This window comes from Streptomyces sp. NPDC058457 (assembly GCF_042720695.1).
Lineage (GTDB): Bacteria > Actinomycetota > Actinomycetes > Streptomycetales > Streptomycetaceae > Streptomyces.
Genome location: NZ_JBHXLU010000051.1, coordinates 75,450 through 85,271 on the forward strand (window position 1 = coordinate 75,450; position 9,822 = coordinate 85,271).

9 protein-coding genes are annotated in these 9,822 nt (G+C 69.1%); 8 read left to right on the forward strand and 1 reads right to left on the reverse strand.

All coding sequences use genetic code 11. From position 1 onward, the window contains the following. Positions 1-57: 57 nt before the first annotated feature. The 3 genes from ACFWPS_RS32655 to ACFWPS_RS32665 all read left to right on the forward strand — a co-directional run bounded on the left by ACFWPS_RS32655 (position 58) and on the right by ACFWPS_RS32665 (position 4,442). Positions 58-1,017, forward strand: coding sequence for a LysR family transcriptional regulator (locus ACFWPS_RS32655; protein WP_383711564.1), 960 nt, complete (start codon positions 58-60; stop codon positions 1,015-1,017). A 148-nt stretch (positions 1,018-1,165) separates the two neighbouring features. Then, a complete protein-coding gene (locus tag ACFWPS_RS32660) occupies positions 1,166-2,404 on the forward strand; it encodes an MFS transporter (RefSeq protein ID WP_383711567.1) in 1,239 nt (412 codons plus the stop codon). Between the two features lie 331 nt (positions 2,405-2,735). Next, positions 2,736-4,442, forward strand: a complete 1,707-nt coding sequence (locus tag ACFWPS_RS32665) for a coagulation factor 5/8 type domain-containing protein (protein WP_383711569.1) — start codon at positions 2,736-2,738, stop codon at positions 4,440-4,442. Positions 4,443-4,648: 206 nt separating this feature from the next. Here the strand turns inward: ACFWPS_RS32665 and ACFWPS_RS32670 are convergent, their stop codons facing one another. Next, positions 4,649-6,016 carry a Rieske 2Fe-2S domain-containing protein gene (locus ACFWPS_RS32670; protein ID WP_383711572.1) on the reverse strand — a complete coding sequence of 456 codons (1,368 nt, stop codon included), beginning with the start codon at positions 6,014-6,016 and terminating at the stop codon, positions 4,649-4,651. Between the two features lie 265 nt (positions 6,017-6,281). Here ACFWPS_RS32670 and ACFWPS_RS32675 point away from each other — a divergent pair, with 265 nt between their 5' ends. Genes ACFWPS_RS32675 through ACFWPS_RS32695 form a run of 5 tightly spaced genes read left to right on the forward strand, consistent with a single transcriptional unit; the run spans position 6,282 to position 9,746 of the window. Beyond that, positions 6,282-6,473, forward strand: a complete 192-nt coding sequence (locus ACFWPS_RS32675) for a ferredoxin (protein WP_383711575.1) — start codon at positions 6,282-6,284, stop codon at positions 6,471-6,473. Between the two features lie 26 nt (positions 6,474-6,499). Beyond that, positions 6,500-7,687, forward strand: a complete 1,188-nt coding sequence (locus tag ACFWPS_RS32680) for an NAD(P)/FAD-dependent oxidoreductase (RefSeq protein WP_383711577.1) — start codon at positions 6,500-6,502, stop codon at positions 7,685-7,687. A 21-nt stretch (positions 7,688-7,708) separates the two neighbouring features. Beyond that, entirely contained in the window at positions 7,709-8,242 is a 534-nt protein-coding gene (locus ACFWPS_RS32685) for an aromatic-ring-hydroxylating dioxygenase subunit beta (RefSeq protein WP_383711580.1), read from the forward strand. A gap of 11 nt (positions 8,243-8,253) precedes the next feature. Continuing rightward, positions 8,254-8,490 carry a dihydrodiol dehydrogenase gene (locus tag ACFWPS_RS32690; RefSeq protein ID WP_383711582.1) on the forward strand — a complete coding sequence of 79 codons (237 nt, stop codon included), beginning with the start codon at positions 8,254-8,256 and terminating at the stop codon, positions 8,488-8,490. Positions 8,491-8,546: 56 nt separating this feature from the next. Next, the gene (locus ACFWPS_RS32695; protein ID WP_383711584.1) at positions 8,547-9,746 is read left to right on the forward strand and encodes an FAD-dependent monooxygenase; all 1,200 of its coding nucleotides are present in this window, start codon (positions 8,547-8,549) and stop codon (positions 9,744-9,746) included. The last annotated feature ends 76 nt before the right edge of the window (positions 9,747-9,822 follow it).

The window sequence follows — 9,822 nt, forward strand, 5'->3', positions numbered from 1 at the left end:
CGGTCATCCGTCAGACTTATCGCGTCGCCGTTTTTCGCACGCTGGAGTGAGCCCGCCGTGAACCTGGCAAGCCTTGATCTCAATCTGGTCGTCGCCCTGCGCGCCCTGCTGGAAGAACGCAACGTCACCAGGGCGGGCCGGCGCATCGGTCTGAGCCAGCCCGCGATGAGCGGCGCGCTGTCCCGCCTGCGCAGACACTTCGACGACGACCTGCTCGCCCGCGTCGGCGGCCACTACGAACTGACTGCCCTCGGCCAGGTCCTGCTCGACCGCACCTCCACCGCCTGCGAGCTGCTGGAACGCCTCTTCACCAGCCAGGCCGACTTCGATCCGGCGGTCGAGTCCCGCGAATTCACCCTGGGCGTCAGCGACTACTCGGTGGCCGTCTTCGGGGGCGATTTCACACGGATCCTCGACCGTGAGGCACCCGGCATCCGCGTGCGCTTCGTCCAGGTCCCGGCCGGCATCACCGAGACGGCCGGCGCCGTACTGAGCACCCTGGACGGTGTGATCGTGCCGCACGGCCTCATCAGGGACTTTCCCGCCACCGAGCTGTACGAGGACGGCTGGGTCTTCCTCGTCGCCGAGGACAACCCCGAGGTGGGCGACCATCTCTCCCACGACGACCTGGCGCGGCTGCCGTGGGTGACGTACCTGCGCGCCTACGACAGCCCGGCCATCCGCCAACTCGGCACCCTCGGCATCGAACCGCGGGTGAGTGTCTCCGTCGACAGTTTCACGGTGCTGCCCTTCCTGATCGCCGGCACCCGCCGGATCGCCCTCGTCCCGGCGCTGCTCGCCGAACGTCTTCGCGGGATCGCGGCGGTGCGGGTCATGGCACCGCCCTACGAGACCGTCCCCCTGCGAGAGGCGCTGTGGTGGCACCCCGTCCACACCCACGACGCCGGGCACACCTGGCTGCGCGACACGGCGGCCCGCGCCGCGTCGGCCGTACGGGCGCGCCCCATCCGCAGCACGGATGACGAGGATCCGGCAGTTCGATCACGCGAGGGGTAGGCGCGGGGTGAGGCCTGGCTCATAGTCGGGTGCAGTCCCCGACGCCCGCTGTCCCGGGCGTGCTCACTCGGGTGCTCAGGCGCCCCGCTGCGTGGACAAGCCGCAGCGGCTCGGCGTCGCACCCCCGCCGCCACCTGTGGAGTCCGGCATGTCCAGATCCGTTTCCCCGCCCGCGTCCGCCGCAGACGGTCTCCGCCCGAGCGCCGAGGGTGCGGGGCCGCTGCGCGCCGTGCTCCTCATGGCGGGCAGCTGTCTGCCTGTGCTGGGCGCCGTCCTGCTCGCGCCGATCCTGCCGAAGATGCAGGAGCACTTCTCGGCCGTGCCCGGCGCGAAAGCCCTCGTCCCGGTCGTCCTGACCGTCCCTGCCCTGGCCCTGGCCCTGCTGGCCCCCTTCGCGGGCGTCATCGTGGACCGCCTCGGCCGGGTCCGGCTGCTGGTCTGGGCGACGGCGCTGTACGCGCTGCTCGGCACCGCCCCGCTGTGGCTGGACTCGTTGGGCGCCATCGTGATCAGCCGGGCGCTGCTCGGCATCGTCGAGGCGGGCATCATGACCTGCTGCATCACGCTGATCGGCGACTACTACAGCGGCCGGCAACGCGAGCGCTATCTGGCCCTGCAGACCATGTGTGCCTCCGTCTCCGCCACCGCGTTCTTCGTGATCGGCGGCGCCGCCGGCTCGGCGGGCTGGCGCGCCCCCTTCTGGATCTACGCCGTGGGTCTGCTGCTGGCCCCCACCATGGCGCTCACCCTGTCCCGGCCCCGGCCGGGAGGCGTCACGGCGCCCGTGGAAGAAGCCACGGGCGAGAAGACGCCGTTCCCCGTGCGCCGGCTGGCGGGCATCTGCGCACTCACCGTGTTCGGCGCGATGGTCTTCTACACCGTGCCCGTCGAGATGTCCTACCTGCTCGACGACCTCGGCGTGAAGTCCACCGGCGTCATCGGCCTGGCCACCGCGGTCGCCAGCGCCGCCACCGTGGCCGGTTCCGTCGCCTTCACGAGAGTCTCCGGCGACCCGGCCGCCAGACTGCCCCTGGTCTTCACCCTGTGCGCGGCCGGCTTTCTGGTGATCGCCCTGGCGAACAGCCCGGCGGTCGTGATCGTCGGCGCGGTGCTCAACTGCCTCGGCACCGGCATGCTGCTGCCCTCGCTGCTCACCATCGCGATGTCCAGGCTGGAGTACGCCGACCGGGGCCGCGGCACCGGACTGTGGCTGTCCGCCTTCTTCGCGGGCGAGTTCATCTGCCCGCTCGTCCTGATCGGCCTGGAATCGGCCATCGGCAGCCTGGCCACCGCCGTCGGCGTCCTCGGCCTCGGCGCGCTTCTGACGGCCGGCGGTCTGCTGCTCGACCGCCGCCGGACGGCGACCCGGCTCGGGGGAGCGGTGTAGCAGCGATTTCGCGGTGGGGAGTGTGACACCGCGGCCGAATGGCTCCGCCCTTGCGCCTGCAAGAGCATCCTCAGCAATTAGCACAAAAAGGAAATACATGAAGGTGTTCATGAGTCAGAGGGGGAGAGTCCGGACTCTCGTCCTGCACGGTGCGGCGGCCGCGCTCACGCTCGCCGGGCTGTCACCCTCCTCAGCCCTGGCAGCGGGCCGAAGCGTCCCGGATTTCGGGCCGAACGTAAGAATCTTCTCCCCAAGCACCCCTGTCGAAGAGATCAACGCCTACCTGCAGTCGATATCGCAGGAAGGCGCCTTCAGCGCGAACCGGCACGCAGTGTTCTTCGAGCCCGGCACCTACGGGAGTGCCGCAGGCGCCGACGACCCCGCGACCGCCACAGGCATCGTCAACGCACAGGTCGGCTACTACACATCGATCGCCGGACTGGGCTCGTCCCCGAAGGACGTCGTCATCAACGGCGCGCTGCATGTCGAGCCGCAGACAGCACCACGCGTCGGGGACATCGCGCTCACGAACTTCTGGCGGTCCTTGGGAGACCTGACCATCAACCCCATTCAGCGCCCCGTGGGGTCGGACGCGGCCAGTGCTCGTCCGCAGGGACTGGAAGACCCCCACACCATGCGGTGGGCCGTGTCACAGGCCACTCCGCTCCGCCGTGTCAACATCGAGGGCAATCTCGACCTCAACGGCAGATACGGCGCTTTCGGGTTCGGGTCCTACCTCGCTGACAGCCGGGTCGGTGGCACCGTCATCAGTGGCGACGGACTGACTGGCAGAGCGCAAGCCCAGTGGTACACGCGCGACAGCCGGATCGGGGGCTGGAACGGCACCGGGGTCAACCTGGTCTTCTCCGGCGTGCAAGGTGCTCCAGCGGGCGACTTCGACCCGGCCGGCACGACCACGCTCTCCCGGACGCCCCTCTCGCGGCAGGCGCCGTTCCTGTTCCTGGACCACAACCGGTACACGGTCTTCGCCCCCTACGCGAGGACCGCCACCGCGGGAGCGAACTGGTCAACCGCGCAGAACGCCGGCCGGCGGATCCCGATCGACCGCTTCTACATCGCCAGGCCCACCGACACCGCGGAGACGATCAACCGGGCGCTGGCCTCCGGAAGGAATCTGCTGCTCACCCCGGGCGTCTACTCCCTCGATGCGCCGATCCGCGTTTCGCGTCCGAACACGGTGGTCATGGGGCTCGGCTACGCCACGCTCACCCCGACCAGCGGGACCGCCGCCCTGGAGATCGGTGACGTCGACGGAGTGGTCGTCTCCGGCGTCACTGTGGACGCCGGTCCCGTCCGCTCCAACGTCCTGGTCCGCGTGGGCACACCGGGCGGGCACGGCAGACATGGCGGACACAGTGGACACGCCGCCGACCCGACGACGTTCCACGACCTTTCCGTCCGGGTCGGCGGCCCCCGCCCCGGTCTGGCCACCACGAGCGTGGAGGTCAACAGCGATCACGTGCTCCTCGACAACACATGGCTGTGGCGTGGGCAGGTGGGCAACACCAACGGCGCCCAGGGCGTGGGCTGGACCGTCAACCCCGCCGACCACGGACTGGTGGTGAACGGCGACGACGTGACCGCGCTGGGCCTGTCCGTCGAGCACTACCAGAAGGAACAGGTGGTCTGGAACGGCGAACGCGGGCGGACGGTCTTCTACCAGAGCGAGCTGCCGGAGGACATGCCCAGCCAGGCCGCTTGGAGAGACGGTGCCACCCAGGGCTACTCGGCCTACGTCGTGGCCGATGACGTGAAGAAGCACGAAGCGACCGGCATGGCGATCTACTCGCTCTTCCCCTTCCCTCCTACGGAGGCCGTCCATGCCTCGACCGCGATCCAGGCACCGGTGAGAACACGAGTGCGCTTCCAGTCGATCGCCATCGGGGTCGTTCTGGGCCAGGGAGGCATCCGGCACATCATCAACGATGCCGGGGCTGGCGTCGACGCGACCCAACCCAACAACGCACAGGCCGGAATGACCGCTCTGACCCGAATGCCGTCCTACCCGCCCCGTTGAGTGTCACCTTGGCCCACCCTCTCGGCCGGTCCGGTGCCGAGCATGCCGCAGGCGACGCCTCCGTCATGCTCGGCTCCTGGCAGCAACCAAGGAGAACCCCGCACCGCTCTTCGGCCCGAAGGCGATCCCGGGGCGTCGACCGGGCGCTCGGTGCCTCGTGATGTATGTGCACCTCGATGAGTTCCACCTCCGGCGGTACCGCACCCTCAACTCGACGCCAGTGCTTCGCTCCAGCGTTGCCACCAGCGGCGCTGGTTCCTCTCGCCGAAGGCCGAGGTGCTGGCCTCGCCGGGTCCCATCCAGTCGGGCCTGGTCTGGTAGTCGCTCATTCCGTCCAGGCCCATCTGGAAGTTGAGCTTCATGTCCTGGCGGGCGAACGCCGAGCGGCCCACCATGGGGCCGCCGCGCCAGACGACGGTGTCGTCCTGCTCGAACACCCCCGAGGGCCCGAAGCTGAAGACGCCGGCGTCGTACGAGGCCTGGTTGAACTCGGGCGGGGCCGAGTTCCACACCATGGGCCAGTTCCACAGCTCGAACTGCTCGGGCCCCCGCGGCTGCCACTGCCGCAGGGAGGTGTTGACCGCCGGAAACCCGCCCACCTCCGTCGCACCAGGGGCCTGGAAGAGCGACAGGTTCGGGAAGATCGTGAAGCCGACCACCCCGTACCCGCTCTCCAGGAAGGCGCGCTGGTCGTCGTCGAGCCGGTCCAGATCGAAGGTCGAGGCCACCTCGGGCGGATAGTTCCCCACCCCGAACGGCTCAGGGAGGGCTTTCGGGATGACGATGAGCCCGTGTCCGCCCTCGAGAGCGACATGGAAGGTCTCGGTCACCGACTTCGAGTTGTCGGGGATGAGACCGATGTCCCCGAGCGAGCTGTGTGCGGACTGTACGTGGTAGGCGTCGCCGACGAAGTTTTCGGCGCCTGATTTCCAGTTGGCGGGGACGGTCCAGCGGTGGGGGTCGCCGGCGGCCCGCATGCCTTGTTCGTTGAGGCCGAAGATCACGTCGAGGTACCAGCACATGTCGCCGAGGTAGTCGCGCAGGGGTACCGCGTCGGGGTCCAGGCAGGCGAAGACGAGGCCTTGGTAGCTGTCCACGTGGGGTGCTTTGCGCAGGCCCCAGCGGGTGGTGTCGAGGGTGCGGTAGGCCTTGGCGCGGTAGGGGGCGCCGTTCCATTCGCCGGAGTTCTTGTAGATCCAGCCGTGGTAGGGGCAGCGGAAGTGCGAGGTGTTTCCCTTTTCCGCCCGGCACACCGGTGAGGCGCGGTGCACGCAGTTGTTCAGGAGCAGCTGGATCTCGCCCTGTTCGTCGCGGGCCAGGATGAACTGGTCCTCGCCGATGTAGCGCAGTACGTAGTCGCCGGGGCTGGGGATCTCCGAGACGTGTCCGACGAACACCCAGCACTTGGTGAAGATGCGGTCCAGCTCGGCACGGTGGATGTCGGGGTCGTTGAGCACCCGTGGCGAGAGCATCCCTTGCGCGAGATCCTTCTGGACCTCCGCGAGGAAGGTCTGCATCGTCCCGTTCAGCGAGCCGTAACCGCCCGTCCCGGCCTGCCGGTCAGCAGACACCATGAGATCCTCCTCGAATTCGGTTGCTCCAAGGCGCTGGTCGAAAAGGGCGCCCGTTCCAGAAGGGCGACCCGTCGAGATTCCAGGCGACAGCGTCGCCGACGCTAACCCCGCGATCCACCGGCGTGACCCCTCCGAAGGAAGCAACCTGTCCCCGACCTTTGGACGCTGTTCACCGTCGGGGCAGCGTCATTACAGTCGGCTCCCATCGACCTCAGCGCTTTGCGGCTGGTGACGGGCGACGTGTCGCCGGCAAGGGACGGGAGACATGAAGGTACTGGTGGACCGCGGGAAGTGTCAGGGCTACGGCAACTGCGTCATCGCCGAGCCGCGTGTGTTCGATCTCGACGACGACGGGTTCGTCCAGCTTCTGGTCGATGAGCCCCCGGAGGATCTGAGGGCCCAGGTCGCGCACGCCGTTCGCGACTGCCCGGCGCGTGCGCTGAACCTGGGAGAATGACGATGCACCGACAACGGCGCATCGTCGTGGCCGGCGCCTCGCTGGCGGGCGTCCGAACCGCCGAGACCCTGCGGGATCGCGGGTTTGACGGTGAGGTCGTGCTTGTCGGGGCCGAGAAGCGTCTGCCGTACGACCGTCCGCCGCTGTCGAAGGCCGTGCTCGGGGGCCAGGCCTCGCCGGAAGACATCCTGCTGCTGTCCGACGACCGGCTGGCCGCGCTCGACCTCGACCTGCGGCTCGGGCGACGAGCGCGCGCCCTGGATCCGGCCAGAAAGTCACTGGAACTCGACGACGGCGAACCGCTGGCATATGACCAACTGGTGATCGCGACCGGCAGCGCGCCGTGGATGCCGCGCGACTGGGACCTCTTCCAGGGTGTCTACCCGCTGCGCACGGTCGACGACTGCCTCGCGATCCGGTCCGCGCTCCAGGGCTCGCCGCGCGTCGCCGTCGTCGGCGGGGGCTTCCTCGGCTCCGAGGTCGCGTCGACCGCCCGCCGGCTCGGGTGCGACGTGGTGCTCATCCAGCCCCTCGCGGCTCCGATGGCACGCATTCTCGGGTCCGAGATCGCGCTCGCGTGCGCCGAGGTTCCGTTGGCCGCGGGAGTGCGCCTGGTCTGTGGCTCGTCGGCCGAGGGGTTCGACGGAGGTGCGCGCGTGGAGCGCGTACGTCTCAGGGACGGCCGCATGATCGACGCCGATGTCGTGGTCGTGGGGATCGGCGCACGGCCGGTGACCGACTGGCTCGCCGGGTCGGGCGTGAACATCTCTGACGGGGTGCTGTGCGACCACCGTTGCGCCACGTCGGTCGCCGATGTCTACGCGGCGGGTGATGTGGCGCGGTGGTTCAACCCGTTGTTCGAGCAGACCATGAGGGTCGAGCACTGGACCAATGCTTCAGAGCAGGGCGCGTTCGTCGCCCGTGCCCTCCTTGACGGCGGGCAGTCCGGTAGCTACTCACCGGTCCCTTTCGTCTGGTCCGAGCAGTACGGCGTCAAGATCGAGATCGCGGGGGTCCCGCAACCGACCGATCGGATCCGGATCGTCGAGGGAACACCCGCCGAGCAGCGGTTCGTAGCGATCTACGAGTGCGAAGAGCGGCTGACGGGAGTCGTCGCGCTCAACTCGACACGCACCATGCTCAAGTTCCGGCGCCTCCTTGCTCAGAGCGGCTCACGCGGCGAGCGGGTCGACGCCCCGTCCATATCTTCCTGACCCCGCGCGAAAGGCGATGCCATGACGGTAGAACAGGCGATTACCCCACTGGTCAGTGCGGAGCTGGAGCGGTCCTGCACGCAGTTTCTGTACCGGGAGGCCGAGCTCCTGGACGAGGCCGATTACACGGGCTGGGCCGACACCTGCCTGTCGGAGGAGCTCGAGTACCTGATCCCGATCCGCACGACGCGAGAGCGCGCGGCGGGGATCTCGGAGTTCAGCCGAGAGGCGTTCCACATGAAGGACACCTACGCGAGCATGCGCCTGCGCGTCGACCGGCTGCAGACCGAGCACGCGTGGGCGGAGGACCCGCCCTCACGCACCCGCCGCGTCGTGACCAACGTACGCGTGCGCGAGCTGGGACAGGGCGAGGTGGAGGTGAAGAGCTACCTGACCCTCCACCGTTCCCAGTGGGACACGACCGACTACGACCTGCTGCTGGCCGAACGCAGGGACACACTGCGCTCGGAAGCGGGCGGGTGGCGCCTGCGACGGCGCGAAGTGCTGCTCAACCACACGATCCTCGGCACAGCCAACCTCGGCGTCTTCCTCTAGGCGGGATCACCATGTCCGAATACCAGTACAGCGACGACCCGCCAATCCGGATCGCCAACGAGTTCGCCGACATACGCGTCCGCAAGGTCTACACACGCAACGGCGAACGCCTGGAGATCCACGCCCACCGTCGCGGCTATCGGATCCTGCTCGACGCCGTCGAGCTCGAAAGCCTGACCTGGCAGACCGCGGAGACGTTCTCCGGCTTCCTGCGCGCCTCGGTCGGGCAGGAAGCCGACGAGGACTGACCCCCGCGGACACTCATCCCTCTATCCCTCACGATCGTCAAAGAATCGAGGCAGCGATGGCACGTACGGCGGAGGGCGTCGCAGTGATCGGGGCCGGGATCGCGGGGCTCGCGACGGCGACCGGGCTGGCCGATGCCGGGATCCCCGTCCGGGTGTACGAGCAGGCGGAAGCACTCGGCGAGGTCGGCGCGGGCGTGTCGCTCGCTCCCAACTCGCTGCGGGTGCTCGACTCGTTCGGGCTGACGGAGCGTCTGAGCGAGATCGAGTCCCGCGAGCCGCTCAGAATGGCCTTCTACAACCACGAAGGCGTTCGGTCCGAGGATTCGGAGGTCGACGCGCGAGGCGCGAGGCCGATCCACCGGGCCGATCTGATCGACGTGCTGTCCTGGCGGCTGGAACCGGACGCGCTCCGGCTCGGGGCACGGCTGGTCGCGGTGGACGAGACCGACGACGGACTCGTCCTGCGCTTCGCGGACGGGAGCACCGAGACCGCGGCCGCGGTGATCGGGGCGGACGGGATCCACTCCGCCGTGCGTCCCTTCGTCGTGGACGCCCCGGAGCCGGTCTTCTCCGGCATGGTTGCCTACCGGGGACTCGTGCCCGCCGAACGCCTCCCCGACTGGCCGATCCATGAGGCACAGCTGTTCACGGGGCCGGGGCGGCACTTCATCTGCTTTCCCGTCCGCCGGGCGAAGCTGCTGAACTTCGTCGCCTTCGTTGCCGCGGACGACGAGATGCGCGAGTCCTGGTCCGCGCCCGGCGACCCGGCCGAGCTGGCGAAGGAGTTCGCCGGATGGAACGAGTCGGTACGGGGCCTGATCGACCGGATCGACCGGACCTTCCGGTGGGGGCTGTACGACCGCGAACCACTCCCGACCTGGGTGCGCGGCCGCGTCGCGTTGGCGGGCGACGCCGCCCACGCGATGCTGCCGCACGTGGGGCAGGGCGGCAATCAGTCGATCGAGGACGCGGCCGCGCTGGTGGAAGTGCTGCGCGACCGTCCGGCCGCCGAGGTTGCCTCCGCCTTCCAGGAGTACGACCGTGCCCGCCGCGAGCGGGCCTCCTACATCCAGCGATTCTCCCGCCGCCTGGGGTTGCAGTACGACGGTCGCCATGCGGAGTTCTCCACCACCGACCAGCTGGCCGACAGGGAGGACGTCATGCGCTGGATCTTCAGCCACGACAGCGCTCTGACCGCACGACAGGTCCGCGCCGGCGGGCCCGCGGGATCCCGGCCCGCCCGGGCCGCGGTCTGAAATTAGGGCACCACCGAGCGCCCTCCACCCGGTGACGGCGACCAGTCAGGTCCGGGACATCCACCCCCAACACGCG

Coding starts and splice junctions, on each gene's coding strand:
- ACFWPS_RS32675 (WP_383711575.1), top strand. CDS start 6,282: ATGAAGGTACTGGTGGACCGCGGGAAGTGTCAGGGCTACGGCAACTGC.
- ACFWPS_RS32660 (WP_383711567.1), top strand. CDS start 1,166: ATGTCCAGATCCGTTTCCCCGCCCGCGTCCGCCGCAGACGGTCTCCGC.
- ACFWPS_RS32690 (WP_383711582.1), top strand. CDS start 8,254: ATGTCCGAATACCAGTACAGCGACGACCCGCCAATCCGGATCGCCAAC.
- ACFWPS_RS32695 (WP_383711584.1), top strand. CDS start 8,547: ATGGCACGTACGGCGGAGGGCGTCGCAGTGATCGGGGCCGGGATCGCG.
- ACFWPS_RS32670 (WP_383711572.1), bottom strand. CDS start 6,016: ATGGTGTCTGCTGACCGGCAGGCCGGGACGGGCGGTTACGGCTCGCTG.
- ACFWPS_RS32685 (WP_383711580.1), top strand. CDS start 7,709: ATGACGGTAGAACAGGCGATTACCCCACTGGTCAGTGCGGAGCTGGAG.